Below are 24,836 nucleotides of genomic sequence, written 5' to 3'. Positions count from 1 at the left end.
CTGTAGGCAGCGACGATTTGTCGCAGATCTTATTCTTTGTTGATTGAACGTTCAATCAAAACAAAATAGACTGGCCCTCAATCCGATAAGCGTTATTCGCCCGTCGGAAGGCCTAAGGAGATGTGCAAGATGCCCAAGGTCGGTATGCAACCCATCCGCCGCCAACAACTGATCGAAGCCACTTTGCAGGCGGTCGATCAGGTCGGAATGGGGGACGCCAGCATTGCGCTGATCGCCCGTTTGGCCGGTGTCTCGAATGGCATCATCAGTCACTATTTTCAGGACAAGAATGGCCTGATTGCCGCCACGATGCGGTATCTGATGACCGCCCTCAGCGAGAGTGTCACCGCACGTCGTCAGGCGTTGGCAGATGACAGCCCACGGGCGCATCTGCAGGTGATCATCGAAGGCAACTTCGACGCCAGCCAGGTCAATGGCCCGGCAATGAAAACCTGGTTGGCCTTTTGGGCCACCAGCATGCACCAGCCGTCTTTGCACAGGTTGCAGCGGATCAACGATCACCGCTTGTATTCCAACCTGTGCTGCCAGTTCCGCCGTGTGTTGCCGCTCGAAGATGCGCGCAGCGCCGCCCGCGGTCTGGCAGCCCTCATTGACGGGTTGTGGTTGCGCGGCGCGCTGTCGGGAGACGCTTTCGACACCGCGCAGGCGCAACAGATCGCTTACGAATACATGGATTTCCAATTGGCCAAGCAGGTGAGCTAGAGCACTCGAAAAAAGCTCGGCCCCTGAACTGTCACCGACCAGCGATGCCACAGCTATATGGCTCACCCGGTGACCAACGCCAACCACTTATGCACTTGCGAGGACACTATGGCCCGTTTCGAACTGCAAAAACTCTACATCGATGGCGCTTACTCCGACGCCTCCAGCGACGCCACCTTCGAAGCCATCAACCCGGCAACCGGTGAAGTCCTCGCACAAGTACAACGTGCGACCAAAGAAGACGTCGAGCGCGCTGTGGTCAGCGCCGAAAAGGGCCAGAAGATCTGGGCCGCGATGACCGCCATGGAGCGTTCGCGCATCCTGCGTCGTGCCGTCGACATCCTGCGCGAGCGCAACGATGAACTGGCCGCGCTGGAAACCCTGGACACCGGTAAAGCCTTCTCCGAAACCAAGTACGTCGACATCGTTACCGGCGCTGACGTGCTGGAATACTACGCAGGCCTGGTACCTGCCATCGAAGGCGAGCAGATCCCACTGCGTGACACCGCATTCGTTTATACCCGTCGCGAGCCGCTGGGCGTTGTCGCTGGTATCGGCGCGTGGAACTACCCGATCCAGATCGCTCTGTGGAAATCCGCTCCAGCGCTGGCCGCCGGTAACGCGATGATCTTCAAGCCAAGCGAAGTCACCTCGCTGACCACCCTGAAACTGGCTGAAATCTACACCGCAGCCGGCGTTCCGGCTGGCGTGTTCAACGTACTGACCGGCAGCGGCCGTGAAGTCGGCACCTGGCTGACCGAGCACCCGCGCATCGAGAAAATCTCCTTCACCGGCGGCACCGACACTGGCAAGAAAGTCATGGCCAGCGCTTCGGCATCGTCGCTGAAAGACGTGACCATGGAACTGGGCGGCAAGTCGCCGCTGATCATCTTCGACGACGCCGACCTCGATCGCGCCGCCGACACCGCGATGATGGCCAACTTCTACAGCTCGGGTCAGGTCTGCACCAACGGAACTCGCGTGTTCGTGCCGAGCCACCTGAAAGCTGCTTTCGAAGCCAAGATCGTTGAGCGCGTTGCGCGCATCCGCATCGGCAACCCGGAAGATGAAAACACCAACTTCGGTCCGCTGGTGAGCTTCGCGCACATGGAAAGCGTGCTGGGCTACATCGCCAAGGGTAAAGAACAAGGTGCCCGCGTCCTGTGCGGCGGCGAGCGTCTGACCGACGGCGAATTCGCCAAAGGCGCGTTCGTGGCGCCGACCGTGTTCACCGACTGCACCGACGACATGACCATCGTCCGTGAAGAAATCTTTGGCCCGGTCATGGCGATCCTGTCTTACGAGACCGAAGAAGAAGTGATCCGCCGCGCCAACGACACCGACTTCGGCCTGGCCGCCGGTATCGTCACCAAAGACCTGAACCGCGCACACCGCGTGATTCATCAGCTCGAAGCCGGGATCTGCTGGATCAACGCCTGGGGCGAGTCCGACGCAAAAATGCCGGTTGGCGGTTACAAGCAGTCGGGTGTTGGCCGTGAAAACGGGATCAGCTCTCTCAATAACTTCACGCGCATTAAGTCCGTGCAAGTCGAACTGGGCGATTACGCCTCAGTGTTCTGAGGAGCCACCAGCGGCAAGCTTTAAGCTGCAAGTAAAAGCAGTTTGGGCTTGCCGCCCTCCCCCGATTTCGAAGACACAGCTCGCTGCTTTTTCTTGCAGCTTGAAGCTTGTGACTTGTAGCTCCCCCAGGAGAATTTATGACTACAGAATACGACTACATCATCATAGGGGCCGGCTCTGCAGGTAACACACTTGCGACCCGTCTGACTGAAGACGAAGGCGTCACCGTTCTGCTGCTCGAAGCAGGCGGCCCGGATTATCGTCTCGACTTCCGTACGCAAATGCCGGCCGCACTGGCGTTCCCGCTGCAAGGCCGTCGCTACAACTGGGCTTACGAAACCGATCCAGAGCCACACATGGACGGTCGCCGGATGGAATGCGGTCGCGGCAAAGGCCTTGGCGGCTCTTCGCTGATCAACGGCATGTGCTACATCCGCGGCAACGCGATGGACTACGACAACTGGGCCAAGCTGCCGGGCCTTGAAGATTGGGATTACCTGAACTGCCTGCCGTATTTCCGCAAAGCGGAGACCCGTGACATCGGCCCGAACGATTACCACGGTGGCGATGGCCCGGTCAGCGTGACCACGCCTAAGGCTGGCAACAACCCGCTGTTCCACGCGATGGTCGAAGCAGGCGTGCAGGCCGGTTACCCGCGTACCGAAGACTTGAACGGTTATCAGCAGGAAGGCTTCGGCCCGATGGACCGCACTGTAACGCCGAACGGCCGTCGTGCTTCCACCGCCCGTGGTTACCTCGATATCGCTAAAAAGCGTTCGACCCTGACCATCGTCACCCACGCCCTGACCGACAAGATTCTGTTTGAAGGCAAGCGTGCCACCGGTGTGCGTTATCTGGTGGGCGACGCTGAAGAGCGCGTTGAAGCCAAAGCCCGCAAGGAAGTCCTGCTGTGCTCCGGCGCCATCGCCTCGCCACAGGTTCTGCAGCGTTCCGGCGTAGGCCCGGCAAAACTGCTGGAAAGCCTCGACATCCCGGTCGTACACGATCTGCCGGGCGTCGGTGAAAACCTGCAGGATCACCTTGAGCTGTACCTGCAATACGCGTGCACCCAACCGGTTTCGCTGTACCCGTCGCTGCTCTGGTACAACCAGCCGGCTATCGGTGCCGAGTGGCTGTTCAACGGCACCGGCATCGGCGCCAGCAACCAGTTCGAGGCCGGCGGTTTCATCCGTTCGCGTCCGGAATTCGAATGGCCGAACATCCAGTACCACTTCCTGCCGGTAGCGATTAACTACAACGGCAGCAACGGTGTGAAAGAGCACGGTTTCCAGGCGCACATGGGTTCCATGCGTTCGCCGAGCCGTGGCCGCATCCAGGTGAAGTCCAAGGATCCGCGTCAGCACCCGAGCATCCTGTTCAACTACATGGCCACCGAGCAGGACTGGCAGGAATTCCGTGACGGCATCCGCCTGACCCGTGAAATCATGCAACAGCCGGCGCTGGACCAATACCGTGGTCGTGAAATCAGCCCGGGTATCGACGTGCAAACCGATGAGCAGCTGGACAAGTTCATTCGCGAACACGCCGAGACTGCGTTCCACCCGTCCTGCTCGTGCAAGATGGGCACCGACGAAATGGCTGTGGTCGATGGCGAAGGCCGCGTGCATGGCATGCAGGGTTTGCGAGTGGTCGATGCATCGATCATGCCGATCATCACCACCGGCAACCTGAACGCGCCGACGATCATGATCGCCGAGAAAATCGCCGACAAGATCCGTGGCCGCCAGCCGCTGCCGCGCAGCACCGCCGACTACTACGTAGCGGGCGATGCGCCGGTGAAAGGCAAGGCGATGCGTGATATCACGCCTGTTGCTCAGTAATACTTGATACCGCGTCACGGCTAATCGCTGGCAAGCCAGCTCCCACAGGTTTTTGCGTCGTTCACAGATAGTGTGGTCACCGAGAAACCTGTGGGAGCCTGGCTTGCCAGCGATGAGGCCCTACAATTCAACACCCCTCCCCCTGATTCACAGTAAATCCCCCTACACCCCTCTTCACTTGATCCTACCCCCACGCAGGCCTACTCTAGACCTCGCGCAATCGTTTCACCCCTCCCCGCCGTCGCTTTACCGCTTCCCCCCTAACAAGGAGGTTCCCGAATGTTCGATTTCCACCCCCAGCTCAAGCAGCGCTTTGCTGCCTTGCGCACGGGCGCCGAGTTCTTTTCCCTGCGGTATGTACGCGAGTCCGGCCAATACCTGTCGGTGCGCAAGAACGTTGCCGAGCCGCCGAGCCTGAGCCGCGACGAAGGTGCGATGCTCACGGTGCGGGTCAACGGCGTCGAAGCCTACGCTGCGACCAATGACCTCTCGCAACGGGGCCTGCAAGCCGCCCTTGAGCGCGCCGAACAGCAGGCCCGGCGGCTCAAGCCCCACGCCTTGCTCGACCTGCGCGATCAACCGGTCTCCAGCGACCGCGCGGATTACTTTTCGCCCCATCTCGAACAACCCTTCCCGTCGCTGAGCGAATGCTTTGAGCTGCTCGGCGCGGAATCCGCCTCGGTGCCAAAGGATGAGCGCCTGGTGAATTGGGAAGTCAGCATTGGCATCACCCACGTCGAACAGATCTACCTGAGCAGCGCCGGCGCCGAATTGCGCCAGGCCCAGCGCTTTGTCTACCCGAGCCTCGACGTCACCGCCTACGACGGCAGCGACAGCCAGACTCGCAGCCTCGGCCGCGAGAACTCCGGCCAACAGGGTGGCGCAGACGTGATCAGCCGTTGCGGGCTGATCGGTGCCGGCCCGCAGGTCGCCGATCAGGCGCTGCAGCTGTTGCTCGCGCCGAACACCCCGCAAGGCCCGCGCGACCTGCTGCTGATGCCTGACCAGATGATGCTGCAGATCCACGAATCCATCGGTCACCCGCTGGAGCTCGACCGCATCCTCGGCGACGAACGTAATTACGCCGGCACCAGCTTCGTCAAAGCATCTGACTTCGGCAGCCTGCAATACGGCTCGAAACTGCTCAACGTAACGTTCGATCCGGGCATCCCCGAGGAACTGGCCAGCTACGGCCATGACGACGACGGGACCAAAGCCAGCAAACAATTCCTGATTCGTGATGGTCTGCTGCTGCGTCCACTCGGCGGTGCGCTGTCGCAGTTCCGTGCCGGAATGGACGGCGTCGCTAATAGCCGGGCCTGCGGCTGGAACCGTCCACCGATCGATCGCATGGCCAACCTCAACATCGAGCCGGGTGATCAGCCGCTGAACAAACTCATCGAAAGCGTCGAAAACGGCATCCTGATGAGCACCAACCGCTCATGGTCGATTGACGATGCGCGCAACAAATTCCAGTTCGGCTGTGAATGGGGCCAGTTGATTGAAAACGGCGAACTCAAAGGCGTGGTCAAGAATCCCAACTATAGGGCGATTTCTGCGCACTTCTGGAAAAGCCTGCGCGCCGTCGGCGATGCCAACACCGTCAAGGTGCTCGGCACGCCGAACTGCGGCAAGGGCGAACCGAACCAGGTGATCCGCGTCGGCCACGCTTCGCCGGCCTGCGTATTCAGCAACGTTGATGTATTTGGGGGAGACGCCTGATGAGCATTTCGAAGAGTCAGTCCGACGCCTTCAAGGACATGGTCAATTGGCTGCGCGACAGCGTCCGCGAGCCGGAACAGTTCACCCTCAGCTACGCCGCTGAATCTTCGGCGTTCGTGCGTTTCAATCACGCCAAGGTGCGCCAGGCCGGGCAGGTGCAACAAGCCAACATCGTCCTGAAACTGATCAACGATGGTCGCCACGCCGACCTGCAAGTCACCCTCTCCGGCGATCAGGAAGGCGACCTGCAGCGGCTGGCCGAAGGCCTGCAGCAACTGCGCGAAACCCTGCCGCTGCTGCCGCAGGATCCGTATCTGCTGCTCAACCACAATGGCTGGCAGAGCAGTAAAGTACAGGACCATCCGCTGCCGGATACCGAGCAAGTGGTCGACGAAATCTGCGCCGCCGCTGAAGGGCTGGATCTGGTGGGTTTCTATGCCGCAGGCCCGATCAGCCGTGGTTTCGCCAGTTCCTCAGGCGCGTTTGGCTGGCATCAGGCCAACAGCTTCAATTTCGACTTCAGCCTGTTCCACGAAAATGGTGAAGCGGTGAAGGCCAGCTACGCCGGGCACGACTGGAGCAGCGAAGACTTCGCCAAGCGCTTCCGGCAGGCTCGCGAACAACTGGAGTTTCTCGGTCGCCCACTGCGCACCTTGCCGCCAGGACAGTACCGCGCTTATCTGGCGCCAGCCGCGCTGGAAGAAATCATGGGCATGCTGAGCTGGGGCGGCTTCTCCGCGCAGTCGATTGCCAGCAAAAGCAGCCCGTTGCAAAAACTGTATGTCGGCGATCAGGCTTTCAGTCCGCTGGTATCGCTGGATGAGAAAGTCAGCGACTCGCTGAGTCCGGCGTTTTCCGGCGAGGGTTATCCGCGCAGTGATTTGCGCCTGATCATCGAGGGCAAGGCTGGAGATCAGTTGGTCGGTTCGCGCAGTGCGGCCGAGTACGGTCTGGCGGCCAACGGTGCCAGCGGTGGTGAATCACCCAGTGCGCTGAACATGGCCGCCGGCGATTTGCCACAAGCGCAAATCCTCAAGCAGTTGGGCACCGGGCTGTACATCAGCAACCTGTGGTACCTGAACTTCTCGGATCAACCGGCGGCACGCATGACCGGCATGACGCGCTTCGCGACGTTCTGGGTCGAAAACGGCGAGATTCAGGCGCCGGTCAGCACCATGCGATTCGACGACAGCGCCTACAGCCTGCTGGGTCCGCAGCTGGAAGCGTTGACGGCCGAGCGGGAGTTGCTGCTGTCGGCGAGCACGTATAGCCAGCGCAATACGTCGTCGGCGTTGCTGCCGGGGGCGTTGGTGAGCCGACTGACTTTAACCTTGTAACACCGCAGCACCTGTGGGAGCTGGCTTGCCAGCGATGAGGACGGCAGATTCAACATCGTGCTCGTCTGAAAGTCCGCCATCGCTGGCAAGCCAGCTCCCACAGGTTCGCATTCCGCCTGACCCATACTCTTAGAGGTTCCATGCCCGACCGCCCGCCTCTCGACGCCATCACCGCCCGCTGGTTGCCGTGGGTCGTCGCCATTGCGTTCTTCATGCAGTCCCTCGACGGGACCATCCTCAACACCGCCCTGCCGGCCATGGCCCGGGATCTGGCCGAAGACCCCTTGCGCATGCAGGGCGTGGTCATCGCCTACATGCTTACCGTGGCCCTGCTGATCCCCGCTTCCGGCTGGATCGCCGACCGTTTTGGCACCAAGAAAATCTTCTTCGGCGCGATCCTGCTGTTCAGCATCGGCTCGCTGCTTTGTGCACTGTCGAGCACCCTGAGCATGCTGATCGGCGCCCGGGTGATTCAGGGCCTGGGCGGTGCATTGATGTTGCCGGTCGGGCGACTGGTGGTCTTGCGCGCTTATCCGCGATCCGAGCTGGTGCGGATCATGGGGTTCATCACCATTCCCGGATTACTCGGTCCGCTGCTCGGCCCGACCATGGGCGGGTGGATGGTCGAATACCTGACGTGGCACTGGATCTTCCTGATCAACCTTCCGGTGGGCGTCATCGGCTGCTACGCGGTGTGGAAATTCATCCCCGACCTGCGCGGCAGCGAACGCACGCGCTTCGACAGCCTCGGTTTCCTGTTGTTTGGCGCAGCGATGATCCTGATCACCATCGCCATGGAAGGCCTCGGCGAATTGCATCTGCCGCACTTGCGCGTGATGTTGCTGCTGTTCGGTGGCTTTGCCTGTCTGGCCGCGTACTGGCTGCGCGCCGGGCATATCGAAAACCCGTTGTTCTCACCGTCGCTGTTCAAGACCCGCACGTTTGCCGTCGGCATTCTCGGCAACCTGTTCGCCCGTCTCGGCAGCGGCGCCCTGCCGTTTCTGGTGCCGTTGCTGCTGCAAGTAGCGCTGGGTTACTCACCGTCGCAAGCGGGGATGAGCATGTTGCCACTGGCCGCTGCGGCGATGATCGCCAAGTGGGTCGCGCGACCGCTGATCGAACGCCTCGGCTATCGCATCGTGCTCACCGGCAACACGCTGCTGCTGGGGATCATGCTGGCCAGCATGGGCCTGGTCAGCGAACAGACACCGTACTGGCTGCTGCTGTGCCTGCTGGCGGTTCTCGGCGCGATCAACTCGCTGCAATTCACCGCGATGAACACCGTGACCCTGATCGACCTCGACGACGCCAGTGCCAGCAGCGGCAACAGTTTGCTGTCGGTGGTCGCGCAGTTGTCGCTGAGTCTGGGGGTTGCCTGCGCCGGTGCCTTGCTGGGCGGGTTTACCGCCGAGGTCGGCAACGACGGTGTCGAGACGGTGCTGGGCGCATTCCAGTTGACCTTCGTGACCGTCGGGATCATGGCGATGCTCGCCGCGACGATTTTCTCGCAACTGTCGAAAGAAGACGGAAGGCGCGCAAAACGGCCGCAAGAACACATCGAACATTAAGCGCTGTTCGTCCAGAACTTTCGAGAAAAGTGGCACGGGGCTGCTACACTGCGCGACATTTTGTTTTGCAGGCCCGTCCCGTGACCACCATCGCCACCGCTTTTAACACTCTGCCGCTGTCCGCTGCCATGCTGGCTAACCTCGAATCACTCGGTTATGCGCAGATGACGCCGATCCAGGCGCAGAGCTTGCCGGTGATCCTCAAGGGGATGGACCTGATTGCCCAGGCCAAGACCGGCAGCGGCAAGACCGCTGCGTTCGGCATCGGCCTGCTCAACCCGATCAACCCGCGCTACTTCGGTTGCCAGGCACTGGTGATCTGCCCGACGCGCGAATTGGCCGACCAGGTGGCCAAGGAAATCCGTCGCCTGGCCCGTGCCGAAGACAACATCAAGGTCCTGACCCTGTGCGGCGGCGTGTCGTTCGGCCCGCAGATCGCTTCGCTGGAGCACGGCGCGCACATCATCGTCGGCACCCCGGGGCGCATTCAGCAGCACTTGCGTAAAGGTTCGCTGGTACTCGATGGCCTGAACACGCTGATCCTCGACGAAGCCGACCGCATGCTCGACATGGGTTTCTACGACGCCATCGAAGACATCATCGTCAAGACCCCTGAGCGTCGTCAGACCTTGCTGTTCTCGGCAACCTACCCGGTGGGCATCAAGCAGCTTGCGTCGAAGTTCATGCGCGATCCGCAAACGGTGAAAGCCGAAGCGTTCCACGATGACACCCAGATCGAGCAGCGCTTCTACGAGATTTCCCCGGATGAGCGCATGAGCGCGGTGACCAAGGTCCTGCACCACTTCCGTCCGGCATCCTGCGTGGCGTTCTGCTTCACCAAGCAGCAAGTGCAGGAAACCGTTGACCACCTGACGGCCAAAGGCATCTCCGCCGTCGGCCTGCACGGTGATCTGGAACAGCGTGACCGCGACCAGGTGCTGGCGATGTTCGCCAACCGCAGTACTTCGGTACTGGTCGCCACCGACGTTGCCGCCCGTGGTCTGGACATTGATGCCTTGGACATGGTGATCAACGTCGAACTGGCGCGCGATTCGGAAATCCACATTCACCGCGTTGGCCGTACCGGTCGTGCGGGCGAGAAAGGCATTGCCATCAGCCTGGTTGCACCGAGCGAAGCGCACCGCGCGCAAGCCATCGAGCAACTGCAAAAGTCGCCGCTGAACTGGGATCAGGTAGACAACCTCAAGTCCCAGGGCCTGGCTCCGCTGCAGCCGCCGATGACCACCCTGTGCATCGGTGCCGGCCGTAAAGACAAAGTGCGTCCGGGCGACATTCTTGGCGCATTGACTGGCGATGCCGGCATTCCGGGCGCACAGGTCGGCAAAATCGCGATCTTCGACTTCCAGGCCTACGTGGCCGTGGAACGTACCGTGGCCATGCACGCCTTGCAGCGCCTGAACGACGGCAAGATCAAGGGCCGTTCGTTGCGCGTGCGTATTTTGTAAAAACAACGTACTCCCCTGTGGGAGCGAGCCTGCTCGCGAAGGCAATCTGTCAGCCAACATCAATGTTGAATGGCATACCGCTTTCGCGAGCAGGCTCGCTCCCACAATTGGTTTTGTGGTGAAATTTCAGAGGACACCGTTTTGCGCTCTACCGAAGTCGTGATCATTGGCGCTGGCGCCGCGGGTTTGATGTGTGCACTGACCGCCGCCGGGCGCGGCCGTCAGGTATTGCTGCTCGACCATGCGAACAAGGCCGGCAAGAAAATCCTGATGTCGGGCGGTGGCCGCTGCAATTTCACCAACATGTACACCGAACCCAGCAATTTCCTCTCGCAGAACGCGCACTTCTGCAAATCCGCACTGGCGCGCTACACCCAGTGGGATTTCATCGGCATGGTCGGCAAGCACGCGGTGCCGTATCACGAGAAGAAGCTCGGTCAGCTGTTCTGCGATAACAAATCCAGCGACATCCTCGAAATGCTCCTCACCGAATGTGATCAGGCCGGCGTCGAGCTGCACCTCGACACCTCGATCCAGACGATCGAGAAAGTCGAAAGCGGTTACCTGCTCGACACCACCCTCGGCCAGATCCAGTGCCAGTCGCTGGTGATCGCCACCGGCGGCCTGTCGATCCCGACGTTGGGCGCCACCGGTTTCGGCTATCAGGTGGCCAAACAGTTCGGTCACGAACTGCTGCCGACCCGCGCCGGGCTGGTGCCGTTCACCATCACCGACCAGCTCAAGGAACTGTGCACAGAGCTGTCCGGTACCTCGGTGGATTGCCTGGTCAGCTGCAACGATCAGAGTTTTCGCGAGAACATCCTGTTCACTCACCGCGGCCTCAGCGGCCCGGCGATTTTGCAGATCTCCTCGTTCTGGGAATCCGGCGACACGGTGGAGATCAACCTGCTGCCGGATCACGACGCCGCCAGCTGGCTGCAACAGCAAGTGGCCGAGCGTCCGAACAGCGAACTGAAAACGCTGCTCGGTGAGGTCTTCACCAAGAAGATGGCCAATCTGCTGGCGGATAACTGGTTCGTGTCCAAGCCGATGAAACAGTACACCCATGCGGAGCTGGCTGAGATCGCCGAGAAGCTGGGCAGCTGGAAAGTCGTGCCGGCAGGCACTGAAGGTTATCGCACGGCCGAAGTGACACTGGGTGGTGTGGACACGCGCGAAGTGTCGTCCAAGACCATGGAATCGCTGAAAAGCCCGGGCCTGTATTTTGTCGGCGAAGTGCTCGACGTCACCGGGCATTTGGGCGGTTTCAACTTCCAGTGGGCCTGGGCCTCGGGTTACGCGGCTGCGCAGTACGTCTGATCCACGTGTTTCAAATGTGAAATGCAATCCCTGTGGGAGCTGGCTTGCCAGCGATGAGGCCGGCACATCCAACATCGATGTTGAACGCCAGGACGCCATCGCTGGCAAGCCAGCTCCCACAGGATTTTGTGCCAACCCCCAAATTGAGTTCGGCATAAAAGCAGTAAGGAACACTTTTTGCTGTCAGATGTGATCGGCGCCATTGCGTCGGCGTCATTACTGGCTCAATTTAGCGGCATCGCCTCGGAAGGCCCTCGCACTTCATGTCCTCGACTTCGTTTCGTCAGTCTTTGCGGCGCCTGTGGGCGCTGGATAAATTCAGTTATAGCGTGCGGGTGTTCATCGCCCTGACCGGCAGCATGGCGTTGTGTTGGTATCAGGATGAAATGGGCCTGCTGATCCCGTTGTTCCTGGGGATTATCGCCAGCGCCCTGGCCGAGACCGACGACAGTTGGCAGGGTCGCCTCAACGCACTCGCCGTGACGCTGGTGTGTTTCAGCATCGCCGCACTGTCGGTGGAATTGCTCTTCCCTTACCCCATCATCTTTGCGATAGCGCTGGCGCTGGCCAGCTTCGGCCTGACCATGCTCGGGGCGCTGGGCGAGCGTTATGGGGCGATTGCCTCGGCAACCCTGATCCTTTCCGTGTACACGATGATCGGCGTCGACCAGCGCGGCGGCGCGGTGCTCGATTTCTGGCATGAACCGATGCTGCTGGTGGCTGGCGCCGCGTGGTACGGCTTGCTCTCTGTGCTGTGGCAGGCGCTGTTTTCCAACCAGCCGGTGCAACAGAGTCTGGCGCGGCTGTTCCGTGAATTGGGTTTTTACCTGAAGCTGAAATCGTCGCTGTTCGAGCCGATCCGGCAGATGGACGTCGAGGCCCGACGCCTGGAACTGGCACAGCAGAATGGTCGCGTGGTGGCGGCACTGAACAGCGCCAAGGAAATCATCCTGCACCGGGTCGGCAACGGTCGCCCCGGCTCGAAAGTCAGCCGTTACCTGAAGCTGTACTTCCTCGCCCAGGACATCCACGAACGCGCCAGCTCTTCGCACTATCCGTACAACGCGCTGGCCGATGCATTTTTCCACAGCGATGTATTGTTCCGCTGCCAACGCCTGTTGCGCCAGCAGGGTAAAGCCTGCCGGGCGCTGGCCGAATCGATCCAGATGCGTCAGCCGTTCATCTACGACGCCAGTTTCGCCGAAGCCCTGAGCGACCTCGACGCCTCCCTCGAACACCTGCGCATCCAGAGCAACCCGGCATGGCGCGGCCTGCTGCGCTCACTGCGCGCACTGGCGGCCAACCTTGGCACCCTCGACCGTTTGCTCAGCGATGCGAGCAACCCCGATGCCTTGGCCGACGCCACCGACAGCAGCCTGCTCGACCGTTCGCCGCGCAACTTCAAGGACGTGTGGATTCGCTTGCGCACTCAGCTGACGCCGACCTCTTTGCTGTTCCGCCATGCCCTGCGTCTGCCGCTGGCCTTGAGCATCGGCTACGGCATGGTGCATTTGATTCACCCGTCGCAAGGCTACTGGATCATCCTCACCACGCTGTTCGTCTGCCAGCCAAACTACGGCGCGACGCGGCGTAAACTCGGCCAGCGGATTCTCGGTACCGCCATCGGCCTGACCGTGGCGTGGGCGTTGTTCGATCTGTTCCCAAGTCCGCTGGTGCAGTCGTGCTTCGCCATCGCCGCCGGGGTGGTGTTCTTTACCAACCGCACCACTCGCTACACCCTGGCGACCGCCGCGATCACCATCATGGTGCTGTTCTGCTTCAATCAGGTCGGCGACGGTTACGGGCTGTTCCTGCCACGGCTGTTCGATACCTTGCTCGGCAGTCTGATCGCCGGTCTGACGGTGTTCCTGTTCCTGCCCGACTGGCAAGGCCGTCGCCTGAACAAAGTGCTGGCCAACACCCTGACCTGCAACAGCATCTACCTGCGCCAGATCATGCAGCAATACGCCGCCGGCAAGCGTGACGACCTCGCCTATCGCCTGGCCCGACGCAACGCGCACAACGCTGATGCAGCGCTGTCGACGACGCTGGCGAACATGCTCATGGAGCCTGGGCATTTTCGTAAGGAAGCGGACGTCGGTTTCCGCTTTCTGGTGCTGTCGCACACCTTGCTGAGTTATCTGTCAGGGCTGGGAGCGCACCGCGAAACCCAATTGCCCGCCGATGTGCGCGAGCAGTTGATCGAAGGCGCCGGGGTGAAACTGGCGGCGAGCATCGATGAAATCGCCCAAGGCCTGGCGAGCAAACAACCGATTGCGATTCAAAGTGACGAAGAAGAAGCGCTGGCCAATGAGCTGGAGCAGATGCCGGATGAAATCGATGAAGGGCAGCGACTGGTGCAGACGCAACTGGCGCTGATCTGCCGACAGTTGGGGCCGCTGCGGACGTTGGCGGCGCATTTGATCAAGGACACCTCTGAAGCTTGAGTTGGCCCGACTGGCCCCATCGCTGGCAAGCCAGCTCCCACAGGCTTCTTTGGTGAAGCACAATTTTGTGAATCAACCCGACCCAATGTGGGAGCTGGCTTGCCAGCGATGAAGCCCTCAGCAACAACACAACTCCGGGATCAGAAATCTACATCCCATGCTGGCGAAGCAACTTGTCATAACTGCCATCCGCCTTCATCGCCGCAATAGCCCGATCAAACCCCGCGACAATCTGCGCATGCTGCGGATTCTTCAGACTCACCAATATGTGCAGGCTGTTCTCGCTCAACGGCTTGGGCAAAAACTCCACCGCACTGCGTACCTTCGATGATTCCCGCGCCAGGTAATAGCGCGCGACATATTCATCCTCCAGCGTCAGCTTGACCCGATCCGCCGCCAGCATGCGCACGCCCATGGCAAAGTTATGCACAGGGACTTTCTGTAACGCCGTGTCGGCATCAAAGGGTGGCGAGTAGGCGTAACCGCGCACCACCGCTATGGGATACGTGTGCAGTTGCTGCAGATTGTTGTATTCGAGTGGCGTGTCCTTGCGCTTGAGAAAGCGGATGCGGTTGACCAGATACTCACCGGAAAACTGCCCCAGTTTCGTCCGGTCCTCGTTGTACCAGGCATTGACCAGTATGTCGTAACGCCCTTCGCCAACGCCGAGCAGCGCCCGTGCCCAAGGCACTTGCTGATACCCGCTGGCAAACCCGGCCCGGGCCAGCGCGGTGGTGACGATGTCGGTGGCCAGGCCGCCGTTGACCAGTGTGTCATCGGTAAAGGGTGGCCAGATATCAAACACCAGCCGCAACTTCTGCGCCGCTGCGGTCTGAGCCAGCAAGAGTAATCCGATCAAAGCAAAGGCTTGATGCAAACGCGGCATGCTTGAAAATCCTTAGCGGGCCGGAGCCCTGCATGTTTTCAGTCAAAACCCCAAGGCCCCTTACCGGCAAAACCCAGGCACTAACATTAGCTCAAGGGAGCCAGTGCACAGGGCTCACCCGCAGATTACACAAAGACGCCCGTGCTGCGCGAAAGGAATGATGGCATTTTGACCTTTGTCACAGACTCTTACGCCATACAGACATCTGCGACCGGTGCGCTTAGTATCGGACGACGTATTCAAGGAATCGGAAAATGACAATCGAGTGGGTCTGCAAACATCACAGCGATCTGGGCAAAGAGCAGCTGTACGCGCTGTTAAAGCTGCGGTCAGAAGTGTTCGTGGTTGAACAGAAATGCGCCTACCCCGACCTCGACGGCCAGGATCTGGAGGGCGACACCTATCACCTGATGGGTTGGGAGGATGATCAGTTGAAGGCTTATCTGCGTTTGCTCGATCCGCAATCTCAGGGTGGCGACGTGGTGATTGGCCGCGTGATCACCGCGCCGCAAGCCCGAGGCCAAGGGGTGGGCCACGAAATGATGGAGCAGGCGCTGAAGCAGGCCGAGAAACACTGGCCGCAGGTGCCGATCTATCTGTCGGCGCAGGCGCATTTGCAGGGGTATTACGGCAAGTACGGTTTCGTAGTGGCGGGTGAGGAATATCTGGAGGACGACATTCCGCATATCGGGATGCGTCGTTCCTGAAGAGCCCCTCACCCTAGCCCTCTCCCAGAGGGAGAGGGGACTGACCGTGGTGTCTGAAGCCAGACGCCGACCTGAAAAAACAGTGTCGATTATGGATTCAACGGCGCTCGTTCACGTCGGTGTAACTCTCAAATATCCCCCAATCGGCCCCCTCTCCCTCCGGGAGAGGGCTGGGGTGAGGGCATTCAGGGATACTCAAGCACAGCCTTGATCTGCCGCAAATTACGCTCGATCCACCCCCGATCAATCGCCCCCCACTCACGAATCCGGTAACGCCCGGCATGGTTGCGGGCGCCCTCTTCCTGCTCGAACTCGCAAATGATATCCAGATCCGCCAGCGCGGCGATCGTGTCCTGCGCCGTGCGCCGGGGCATGCCGGTCACTTCGGTCAGCGCCGGCACGCTTGGGGCCAGACCGCTGTCGATCAGGTACGCGACGTACAAGCGTCGATAGAAACTGCTTTTGGTCTTGCTGACGTCCATCCACACCTTCCTGGTTGCGACTGTTGTTATTGCATATCTCGCCAGGTCAGATACACCCGCAGATCAAACTCGACCTGGTGATAACCCGGCAGCATGTGTTCGCACAATTTATAAAACGCCTTGTTGTGATCCGACTCTTTGAAATGCGCCAGTTCATGCACGACGATCATTTTCAGAAAGTCCGGCGCAGCGTCCTTGAACAGCGAGGCGATACGAATCTCTTTCTTGGCCTTGAGTTTGCCACCCTGAACACGCGAAACCGTGGTGTGCAACCCGAGAGCACGGTGGGTCAGGTCGAGGCGGTTGTCGAACAGCACTTTGTCGATGGCCGGGGCGTTGCGCAGGTATTCCTGTTTCAGGTCCAGCGCGTAGCTGTACAGCGCCTTGTCGCTTTGCACGTCGTGGCGCCCCGCATAACGCTGGTCCAGGTATTCACCCAGACGCCCGTCGGCGATCAATTGGCGCACCTGATCCTGGAGTTGCGCGGGATAGGCCTGGAGGTACTTCAACACAATCATGGACGGGCGACACGGTTCGAAAAAGGTGCGCCAGTGTAGCGAATTCAGCCGGGCAACGCGCTCCAGTCGAAAGGCTCGGCAAAGCTGGCGGCGTCTTCGGCAATCATCGGACGCGCCACGAGAAAGCCCTGTACGTACTCGCAGCCGTGGGCTTGCAGCCATTGATATTGCTCGATGGTCTCGACACCCTCGGCAATCACAAGCAAACCGTAGTGCTTGCACAGATTGATCACCGTGCTCACCAGGTACGCATCCTTTTTGGAGTCCGGCAATCGAGCGATCAGATGGCGATCGAGCTTGAGTGTGTCCAGTTCCAGGTCACGCAAATGCGTCAGCGAACATGGTCCGGAGCCGAAATCGTCGAGCGCCACCCGCACCCCGAGATTGCGCAGCAAGCGCAGCTGCTTGCGTGTCTCGTCGGGGTTTTGCATCAAGGCCTCCTCGGTGACCTCGACCTCCAGTTGCCGTGGCTGCAAGGCATGCCGCTCCATGACCTGACGCAATTCGGTGACCAGATTAGGCAGGCTGAACTGGGTGTTGCTCAAGCTAACGCCGAGCACCAGGTCTTCGGCAAACAAGGTTTCCCAAGCCTTTCGCTGCCCAGCGCCACGGTGATAAATCCAGCTGCCGAGGCGACTGATCAGCCGCGCCTCCTCCAGCAACGGCAGGAACAACCCCGGCGGCACATCACCCACGCTTGGGTGCTGCCAACGCAGCAGTGCCTCGAAACCACGGATCTGGCCGCTATCAATCGCCACCTGCGGTTGATAGACCAGATTGAAATCACGGTTTTCGATGGCCGTGCGCACACTTTCTTCAAGCATCAACCGCGAGCGCGCACGGCCGTTCATTTCATGATCATAGAAACGATATTGCTGACGCCCGGCGCGTTTGGCTTCGTACATGGCAATGTCCGAGGCGCGCAGCAATCCGTCGAGGTTCGATCCGCAGTCCGGAAAAGTGGCGATGCCGATACTGGCGCCGAGGGCAATATCCATCCCTTCAAGTTGCTGACAGATCGAGACCCGTTCGATCAGCTTCTCGGCAATCTTCGCCGCCTGCTCGGGGAACTCCAGATCCAGCAGCGCAGTAAATTCATCACCGCCCATGCGCGCAAGAATATCGAACGGCCGCAAACACGCCTTCAACTGTTCAGAGACCCAGCGCAACACGCGGTCGCCGGCGTCGTGACCGAGGGAATCGTTGACGCGTTTAAAGCCGTCGAGATCCAGATAAAGCAGCACCCAACTGCCGTCGCTGCGTTCGCCGCGCAGCAGCAGGTTTTCGACGGTTTGATAAAAGCCGCGACGATTGAGCAACCCGGTCAGCGGATCAGTGACTGCCTGATATTCAAGTTGCTGGTGCAAATGACGCACCACCGACATGTCGAGTACCGTCACCACCATCGCATGTTGCTCGGCAGGTAACGGCGCGCAGGACAGCGCCACCGGCACTTGCTGTCCGGGCGCGGTACGCAGCAAAGCGTCGCGCAGACGCAAGGTTTCTCCGCGCTGGTAACTGCTTTTGAATTCGGAATCGGCCCACAACGGGATGTGTGGTTTCTGCAGGTAATCAAGAAACTCCTTACCCTCCAGTTCTTTCACTGGCGCATTGAGCAGCCGTGAAATCGCCGGATTGGCAAAGCGGATCAAGCCGTCCTCGCACAGCACCAAAATGCCTTCGGCAGCGTTATCCAGCACCGAGGCATTAAAAGCCCGCGCCACCTCCAGATCGTGAGTCAGTTGCTGCAAGGCGCGGCGATTGCGCTGGTGCTCCAGCAGTGCTTGCACCTTGGGCTTGAGGATCTGCGGGTCGAAGGGTTTAAACAGGTAATCCACCGCACCACTGGCATAGCCCTTGATCACGGCATCCTGGGATTGCTCGTTGGCGGTGAGGAAGATGATTGGCGTGAGGCGCGTGCGCTGGCTGCCGCGCATCAGCCGCGCGACTTCAAAACCGTCCATGCCCGGCATCTGCACATCCAGCAGGACCAGATCGACGTCGTGTTCGAGGAGAATATTGAGCGCCTCGAACCCGGAGGCGGCGGTCATGACGTGCCAATCCTGACGCTGCAGCAACGCGTGCATGCTGATCAGGTTTTCAGGGTAGTCATCTACGATCAACAGGACGGAGCTGCCTTCACTTGGCGGGGGTTGCGCGCATTCCATGCTGCTTCTCTTGTCGGGACATCAGGTCGTTTCCGGTAAAAACCGCACACATACTGCGCCTTCACTCTAGTCTTGGATCCACAAAAGCAGTAGCTGTCATCAGGCCATCATTTAACGAATGGCAGGTTTAGCCGACTAACGGTCACGCTGGAAGTCCCCTGAAACCGGGAAAGGTGGCATTTCGACAGGATGTTGACGTCAACCGTCCGCCGGACGGCCGTTAACAAATTTTCCCTCTACGCTTATAAAGGCCGCCCCAAAACGCACGGCCTAGAGCATCTGGCACGTGCGTGCAGCGAAACTTGAGTGGAAGAACCGACATGATCGATCTCGCAACCTGGAACCTCAGCGTTCCCGTTGGCAGCCCGCCATATACCGTCGAAACCTCCAAACTGGTGAAAGGCTTCAAGGATCAATACTTCCATTCCGACACCGGCACCCTGTTCTTCTGGTCACCGGTCACCGGGTCAAAAACCGAAAACGCCATCTACCCGCGTACTGAACTGCGGGAGACCTACAGCAACGGCACCCTGCGAAACTGGTATTACCCGGACGCCGACAACCTGCTACGCGCGACCGTTACGGTGAACAAAGTGCCAAGCTCCGGCAAAATCGTCATCGGCCAGATTCATGCTTATGAAAGCCAGAAGCCAATGCTCAAGCTCGAGTACCAATACAAGACTAAAACCGAAACCGGCAACCTTGTAATCAAAGTCCGCATGCGCCCCGATGACGACGAAAGCCGCGTCATCACCCTCGCCACCGGCATCAAACTGGATCGCGAATTCAACTACCTCATCCACCTCAGCCCCGGCGGCGCGTTGGGCGTGAGTGCAGCGGGTTATCAGTGGGATTCACAGATCAGCGCGACGTGGCGCAACAAGCCGCTGTATTTCAAGGCCGGGGTGTATGTGCAGGACAACACCGGCTACACCAGCGAAGGTGGGCAGGTGACCTTCAGCAAACTCGATATCGATCACGACAAATAAACCGCGTTCTCCTGTAGGAGCTGCCGAAGGCTTGGGCCGCGATCGGACGATCTTTTGATCTTGTTTTTGATGCTAGAAAGACAAATCAAAAGATCGCAGCCTTCGGCAGCTCCTACATTTAAACAGGGTTGTTTAGATTGGTCGGCGGTTACTTCCCGAAGCCTACAACAGCTTGCGTCGTTGCCTACGGGTACGCCAGAATCCGCCGGCTTGTGCGCCTGGAGGGCCATCGGTAACTTGATTCGCGTCACTGATTTCCAGTGATCGGGTTTAGTAGCCCGTGGTCACGCGATGCGCATTGGCACCATTCAGTCGGGAGTATCCCGCGCTTGATGGTAGCTGTTCGCAGGGCGCCTTCGGGTGCGCCGGTCGCGTCTCCCCGGTCTACTAACCTGCGTTCAGCTGCCACCCCTTCGTTTAGTAGCGATCCGGTGTCGGCTCCATTTACCGGAGACGAAATATGACCAAATCAACGCCACACCCGCCGGTCACCGACCCGGCCTCCCCGTACGAATCCCCCGACTCAAAAAAACTCAACGACGCCGCCGAACGCGCCCTCGACCACTACCTCAATCCCGCCGCCCACATAATGGCGAGCACCAACAACCCCGAACCCATGTACCTCGCCAACCCGAAGTACAACACCGAGTCCCTGCTGGCCAACGCCAGCGAAACCTTGGGTTCAGCGAGCGAAATGCTCAACAACTTCGCCGCGATGCTCGATACCTCGCACCGCAAGACCGCGCTGGGCATTGCGCAAGTCGTCATGCTCGGTGAACTGGCGGTGAATCAAGCGCTGGATCATGTTGAGTTGAAGGAATAGTCACCCACAAAAAACCCGCCTCTCGGCGGGTTTCTTGATTCAATGGTTTAACGCTAAGGCTTAGTTAACCTTGGCGTTCAACTCACCCTTCAGATAACGCTGATACATCGCTTCCAGCGAGATCGGCTTGATCTTCGAAGCATTGCCCGCAGTACCGAAGGCTTCATAACGAGCGATACATACGTCGCGCATTGCAGTCACGGTGGCGCCGAAGAATTTACGTGGGTCGAATTCGCTCGGGTTGGTGGCCATCAGGCGACGCATTGCGCCGGTGGATGCCAGGCGCAGGTCGGTATCGATGTTGACCTTGCGCACGCCGTACTTGATGCCTTCGACGATTTCTTCAACCGGTACGCCGTAGGTTTCTTTGATGTCGCCGCCGTACTGGTTGATGATCGCCAGCCACTCTTGTGGCACCGACGAGGAACCGTGCATCACCAGGTGGGTGTTCGGGATGCGTTTGTGGATTTCCTTGATGCGGTCGATGGCCAGCACGTCGCCGGTCGGTGGCTTGGTGAACTTGTAGGCGCCGTGGCTGGTGCCGATGGCGATGGCCAATGCGTCGACCTGAGTGCGTTTGACGAAGTCAGCGGCTTCTTCCGGGTCGGTCAGCATTTGGCTGTGATCCAGAACGCCTTCGGCGCCGATGCCGTCTTCTTCACCGGCCATACCGGTTTCCAGGGAACCCAGGCAGCCCAGCTCGCCTTCAACCGACACGCCGCAGGCGTGAGCCATGGCTACGGTCTGCTGAGTGACGCGGACGTTGTAGTCGTAGTCGGTCGGGGTCTTGCCGTCTTCGCCGAGGGAGCCGTCCATCATCACCGAGCTGAAGCCCAGCTGAATCGAGCGCTGGCAGACGTCAGGGCTGGTGCCGTGGTCCTGGTGCATGCACACCGGGATGTGCGGGAATTCTTCGATCGCGGCCAGGATCAGGTGACGCAGGAATGGCGCGCCAGCGTATTTACGGGCGCCGGCCGAAGCCTGGACGATCACCGGGGAGTCAGTCTTGTCAGCGGCTTCCATGATGGCGCGCATCTGCTCAAGGTTGTTGACGTTGAAGGCTGGAACGCCGTAGCCGAACTCGGCTGCGTGGTCCAACATCTGGCGCATGCTGATAAGTGCCATTGTGTGTGTCTCTCCCGGTTTGGGTCGTTAATCGTGCCAGCCTGCCGGAGCGGCGGCGGCTATTCAAGTGATTGCAGATCGGGGGTTGAGGCCCGGCCTGGTGATTCGATAAAGCAAATTTCGGAAACCTGCACAGTCCTTGTGGGAGCGAGCCACTAGTCGGCTTTGCAGCCGCGGCCGATCAGGTCATTGGTGGCGACCCAATACACCAAGCCTTCCTCACCCTTGACGTGAAACGCCAGCATGCCATCGCTGTACAGCGCGCCCGAGGCGCCCGGCTCTTCTTTCAGGCGATAGACCTGATCACCGCCGCCCAGTCGAACGTCGACTTCCTTCTGGCCGGCATCGGCATAACGCCAGAGCACTTTGGCCTGGCTGTCGCAGGTCCAGGTGGTCCAGTCATCCGCAGGGGCGGACGACTGAAACAGGTTCAACTGCGCGCAACCGCCCAACAATGCCAATGCCGCAATGGCGATCAAGCCTTTCATCCGTGTTCCTCGACTGACGACGCACGCCGCCAGTCCTGAGTTAAAGAGTCAGACCCGTCAAGGACAACCATGTTCCTTGGCCGGGGTTTGCGTCTCGTATTTGTCCAGACCGTCCGGCCCGGAACGCTTGTTCAGCACCGGGTTGGTCTCGGCCTGCCAGTCGGCCTGATAACAGCCTTTCTGCACCGCGTCTGGCGCAGGCGTAGGCTCGGCCTTCGGGTTGCTCCCGCAGGCCGCCAGCGTACCGGTCAGCAACAACAATGCTAACGACTTGACCATGTGAACACTCCTTTGCCTGGCCAAACGGGCGGCCTCAGGCCTTGGCCCGGCTTTCCAGGACTTCAACGGCTGGCAGCACTTTGCCTTCGACGAATTCGAGGAACGCGCCGCCACCGGTGGAAATGTAGGAGATCTTTTCAGCCACGCCATATTTATCAATGGCCGCCAGGGTGTCGCCACCGCCGGCAATCGAGAACGCATCGCTGTCGGCGATGGCCTGAGCCAGCACTTTGGTGCCGTTGCCGAACTGATCGAACTCGAACACGCCGACCGGACCGTTCCACAGAATGGTTTTCGATGATTTCAGCAGTTCAGCGAAGTTGGCTGCGGTTTGCGGGCCGATGTCCAGAATCATGTCGTCAGCGGCAACGTCAGCGATGAGCTTGACGGTGGCTTCAGCGGACTCGGCGAACTCCTTGGCAACCACAACATCAACGGGCAGCGGCACGCTGACCTTGGCGGCGATGGCGCGCGCGGTGTCGAGCAGATCCGGCTCGTACAGCGATTTGCCAACCGGATGACCGGCAGCGGCAAGGAAGGTGTTAGCGATGCCGCCACCGACGATCAGTTGATCGCAGATCTGGCTCAGGCTGTTCAGCACGTCGAGTTTGGTCGAGACCTTGGAGCCGGCAACGATGGCGGCCATTGGTTGCGCAGGCGCGCCGAGCGCCTTGCCCAGTGCATCCAGCTCGGCGGCCAGCAGTGGGCCAGCGGCGGCGACTTTGGCAAATTTGGCCACGCCGTGGGTCGAACCCTCGGCGCGGTGAGCGGTGCCGAACGCATCCATCACGAACACGTCGCACAGGGCGGCGTATTGCTGAGCCAGTTCGTCAGCGTTCTTTTTCTCGCCCTTGTTGAAGCGCACGTTTTCGAACAGCACGATGTCGCCGGCCTTGACGTCAACGCCGCCCAGGTAATCGGCTACCAGCGGCACTTCACGGCCGAGAGCCTTGCTCAGGTAGTCAGCGACTGGCTTGAGACTGTTCTCGGCGGAGAACTCGCCTTCGGTCGGACGGCCAAGGTGCGAGCACACCATGACGGCGGCACCTTTTTCCAGGGCCAGCTTGATGGTCGGCAGCGAAGCCAGGATTCGCGCATCGCTGGTGACAACACCGTCCTTGACTGGGACGTTGAGGTCTTCGCGGATCAACACGCGCTTACCTTGCAGATCGAGGTCGGACATCTTCAACACGGTCATGGGTCGCACTTCCTACGGTTTTTTTGAAGTTGCTGTCTGCAGATAGTGTTCTGCAACGTCCAGCATTCGGTTGGCAAAACCCCACTCGTTGTCGAACCAGGCCAGGATGTTCACCAGCCGTGGGCCGGAAACGCGGGTCTGACTGGCATCGACGATGGCCGAATGTGGGTCGTGGTTGAAATCACAACTGGCGTGAGGCAATTCGGTGTAGGCCAAAAGTCCCTTGAGCGGGCCGCTGGTGGCGGCTTCACGCAGGATCCGGTTGACCTCAGTAGCGTCGGTCGCCGTGGCGGTCTGCATCGTGATGTCGAGGCACGACACGTTGACCGTCGGCACGCGTACGGCTTTGGCTTGAATTCGGCCGGCAAGTTCCGGCAGCAGGCGCTCGATACCGCGCGCCAGACCAGTGGACACCGGGATCACCGACTGGAACGCCGAACGGGTGCGGCGCAGGTCTTCGTGGTGATAGGCGTCGATGACCGGCTGATCGTTCATCGCCGAGTGAATCGTGGTGATCGACACGTAATCAAGGCCGATCGCCTTGTCGAGCAGGCGCAACAGCGGCACGCCGCAGTTGGTGGTGCAGGAGGCGTTGGACACCAGCAATTCGTCGCCGGTCAGGCAGTCCTGATTGACGCCGTAAACGATGGTGGCGTCGACATCCGCCTCGCTGGCCATCGGCTGCGAGAACAGCACGCGCGGCGCGCCGGCGTTCAGGAAACGCTGGCCGTCTTCACGGGTGTTGTAGGCGCCGGAGCATTCGAGCACCAGATCGACGTCCAGCGACGCCCAATCGATGCCTTCGGGGGTGGCACTGCGCAGGACCTTCACGCAGTTGCCATTAATATGCAGACAATCGCCCTCGACCCGCACTTCGCCGGGGAACCGGCCATGGGTAGAGTCGAAGCGTGTCAGGTATTCGATGCTGGCCATGTCGGCCAGATCGTTGATCGCGACAATTTCAAACCCGGCTTTCTCGCCTCGCTCAAACAACGCACGCAAGACGCAACGACCAATCCGGCCGTAGCCGTTGAGTGCAACTTTGTAAGGACGCGGTTGAGGCATGGGGTTCTCGATAGTACGCAGGCAGACGTAATGTTTGTTGCAACACAACCCTTGTGGGAGCTGGCTTGCCAGCGATAGGGCCATTCGCATCAACATAAATGCT

The 24,836-nt window shown here is 60.0% G+C and carries 21 protein-coding genes; 12 read left to right on the top strand and 9 right to left on the bottom strand.

Going from position 1 to position 24,836, the window contains the following annotated elements; translation table 11 throughout:
- The first annotated feature begins 129 nt into the window (after positions 1–129).
- The 9 genes from betI (at position 130) to yccS (ending at position 14,005) form a co-directional block, all read left to right on the top strand.
- On the top strand, positions 130–723 hold the full coding sequence (gene betI / locus AB4P91_RS07865; protein WP_042561476.1) for a transcriptional regulator BetI: 594 nt from the start codon (positions 130–132) through the stop codon (positions 721–723).
- Positions 724–831: 108 nt separating this feature from the next.
- Positions 832–2,304, top strand: coding sequence for a betaine-aldehyde dehydrogenase (gene betB, locus AB4P91_RS07860; protein WP_395604593.1), 1,473 nt, complete (start codon positions 832–834; stop codon positions 2,302–2,304).
- Positions 2,305–2,441: 137 nt separating this feature from the next.
- Positions 2,442–4,145: a choline dehydrogenase gene (gene betA, locus AB4P91_RS07855; RefSeq protein WP_150597539.1), complete on the top strand. Its 1,704-nt coding sequence runs from the start codon at positions 2,442–2,444 to the stop codon at positions 4,143–4,145.
- A gap of 279 nt (positions 4,146–4,424) precedes the next feature.
- Positions 4,425–5,867 (top strand): TldD/PmbA family protein, encoded by a 1,443-nt coding sequence (locus AB4P91_RS07850; protein WP_395604592.1) that lies wholly within the window; start codon positions 4,425–4,427, stop codon positions 5,865–5,867.
- Positions 5,867–7,204: a TldD/PmbA family protein gene (locus tag AB4P91_RS07845; protein WP_395604591.1), complete on the top strand. Its 1,338-nt coding sequence runs from the start codon at positions 5,867–5,869 to the stop codon at positions 7,202–7,204. Before AB4P91_RS07850 ends, AB4P91_RS07845 begins: the two co-directional genes overlap by 1 nt.
- 140 nt (positions 7,205–7,344) lie before the next feature.
- Complete coding sequence (mdtD, locus tag AB4P91_RS07840) at positions 7,345–8,772, top strand: multidrug transporter subunit MdtD (protein WP_395604590.1); 1,428 nt, start codon at positions 7,345–7,347, stop codon at positions 8,770–8,772.
- A gap of 128 nt (positions 8,773–8,900) precedes the next feature.
- On the top strand, positions 8,901–10,238 hold the full coding sequence (gene dbpA / locus AB4P91_RS07835; RefSeq protein WP_395604946.1) for an ATP-dependent RNA helicase DbpA: 1,338 nt from the start codon (positions 8,901–8,903) through the stop codon (positions 10,236–10,238).
- A gap of 141 nt (positions 10,239–10,379) precedes the next feature.
- Positions 10,380–11,558 carry an NAD(P)/FAD-dependent oxidoreductase gene (locus AB4P91_RS07830; RefSeq protein WP_150688000.1) on the top strand — a complete coding sequence of 393 codons (1,179 nt, stop codon included), beginning with the start codon at positions 10,380–10,382 and terminating at the stop codon, positions 11,556–11,558.
- Positions 11,559–11,821: 263 nt separating this feature from the next.
- Entirely contained in the window at positions 11,822–14,005 is a 2,184-nt protein-coding gene (gene yccS, locus AB4P91_RS07825) for a YccS family putative transporter (RefSeq protein WP_150593640.1), read from the top strand.
- A 148-nt stretch (positions 14,006–14,153) separates the two neighbouring features.
- Here yccS and AB4P91_RS07820 read toward each other — a convergent pair whose 3' ends face one another.
- On the bottom strand, positions 14,154–14,891 hold the full coding sequence (locus AB4P91_RS07820) for an ABC transporter substrate-binding protein (protein ID WP_150593639.1): 738 nt from the start codon (positions 14,889–14,891) through the stop codon (positions 14,154–14,156).
- Between the two features lie 254 nt (positions 14,892–15,145).
- Between AB4P91_RS07820 and AB4P91_RS07815 the strand changes: the two genes are divergently transcribed.
- Positions 15,146–15,598 carry a GNAT family N-acetyltransferase gene (locus AB4P91_RS07815; RefSeq protein WP_042561485.1) on the top strand — a complete coding sequence of 151 codons (453 nt, stop codon included), beginning with the start codon at positions 15,146–15,148 and terminating at the stop codon, positions 15,596–15,598.
- Between the two features lie 185 nt (positions 15,599–15,783).
- Here the strand turns inward: AB4P91_RS07815 and AB4P91_RS07810 are convergent, their stop codons facing one another.
- Genes AB4P91_RS07810 through AB4P91_RS07800 form a run of 3 tightly spaced genes read right to left on the bottom strand, consistent with a single transcriptional unit; the run spans position 15,784 to position 18,766 of the window.
- Positions 15,784–16,080 carry a helix-turn-helix domain-containing protein gene (locus AB4P91_RS07810; RefSeq protein ID WP_027610630.1) on the bottom strand — a complete coding sequence of 99 codons (297 nt, stop codon included), beginning with the start codon at positions 16,078–16,080 and terminating at the stop codon, positions 15,784–15,786.
- Positions 16,081–16,106: 26 nt separating this feature from the next.
- A complete protein-coding gene (locus tag AB4P91_RS07805; protein ID WP_150597543.1) occupies positions 16,107–16,598 on the bottom strand; it encodes a M48 family metallopeptidase in 492 nt (163 codons plus the stop codon).
- 44 nt (positions 16,599–16,642) lie between these two features.
- The gene (locus AB4P91_RS07800) at positions 16,643–18,766 is read right to left on the bottom strand and encodes a bifunctional diguanylate cyclase/phosphodiesterase (protein WP_150593637.1); all 2,124 of its coding nucleotides are present in this window, start codon (positions 18,764–18,766) and stop codon (positions 16,643–16,645) included.
- A 320-nt stretch (positions 18,767–19,086) separates the two neighbouring features.
- Here AB4P91_RS07800 and AB4P91_RS07795 point away from each other — a divergent pair, with 320 nt between their 5' ends.
- Positions 19,087–19,755, top strand: a complete 669-nt coding sequence (locus AB4P91_RS07795; RefSeq protein ID WP_042561488.1) for a polysaccharide lyase family 7 protein — start codon at positions 19,087–19,089, stop codon at positions 19,753–19,755.
- 460 nt (positions 19,756–20,215) lie between these two features.
- The gene (locus AB4P91_RS07790; protein WP_395604589.1) at positions 20,216–20,578 is read left to right on the top strand and encodes a DUF6124 family protein; all 363 of its coding nucleotides are present in this window, start codon (positions 20,216–20,218) and stop codon (positions 20,576–20,578) included.
- A 60-nt stretch (positions 20,579–20,638) separates the two neighbouring features.
- On the opposite strand, the gene fba is transcribed toward AB4P91_RS07790, so the two are convergent.
- The 5 genes from fba to epd form a co-directional block, all read right to left on the bottom strand.
- A complete protein-coding gene (gene fba / locus AB4P91_RS07785; protein ID WP_007913760.1) occupies positions 20,639–21,703 on the bottom strand; it encodes a class II fructose-bisphosphate aldolase in 1,065 nt (354 codons plus the stop codon).
- Between the two features lie 155 nt (positions 21,704–21,858).
- Positions 21,859–22,191 carry an MliC family protein gene (locus AB4P91_RS07780; RefSeq protein WP_150597545.1) on the bottom strand — a complete coding sequence of 111 codons (333 nt, stop codon included), beginning with the start codon at positions 22,189–22,191 and terminating at the stop codon, positions 21,859–21,861.
- A 57-nt stretch (positions 22,192–22,248) separates the two neighbouring features.
- The gene (locus AB4P91_RS07775; protein ID WP_150593635.1) at positions 22,249–22,470 is read right to left on the bottom strand and encodes a hypothetical protein; all 222 of its coding nucleotides are present in this window, start codon (positions 22,468–22,470) and stop codon (positions 22,249–22,251) included.
- A gap of 34 nt (positions 22,471–22,504) precedes the next feature.
- Entirely contained in the window at positions 22,505–23,668 is a 1,164-nt protein-coding gene (locus tag AB4P91_RS07770; RefSeq protein ID WP_047303881.1) for a phosphoglycerate kinase, read from the bottom strand.
- Positions 23,669–23,680: 12 nt separating this feature from the next.
- Positions 23,681–24,733: an erythrose-4-phosphate dehydrogenase gene (epd, locus tag AB4P91_RS07765; RefSeq protein WP_150593634.1), complete on the bottom strand. Its 1,053-nt coding sequence runs from the start codon at positions 24,731–24,733 to the stop codon at positions 23,681–23,683.
- Positions 24,734–24,836 lie beyond the last annotated feature (103 nt).

The organism is Pseudomonas sp. B21128 (assembly GCF_044218865.1).
Lineage (GTDB): Bacteria > Pseudomonadota > Gammaproteobacteria > Pseudomonadales > Pseudomonadaceae > Aquipseudomonas > Aquipseudomonas iridis.
Note: the sequence above shows the minus strand (reverse complement) of the source record. Positions and strands in the feature narration are given on the sequence as shown.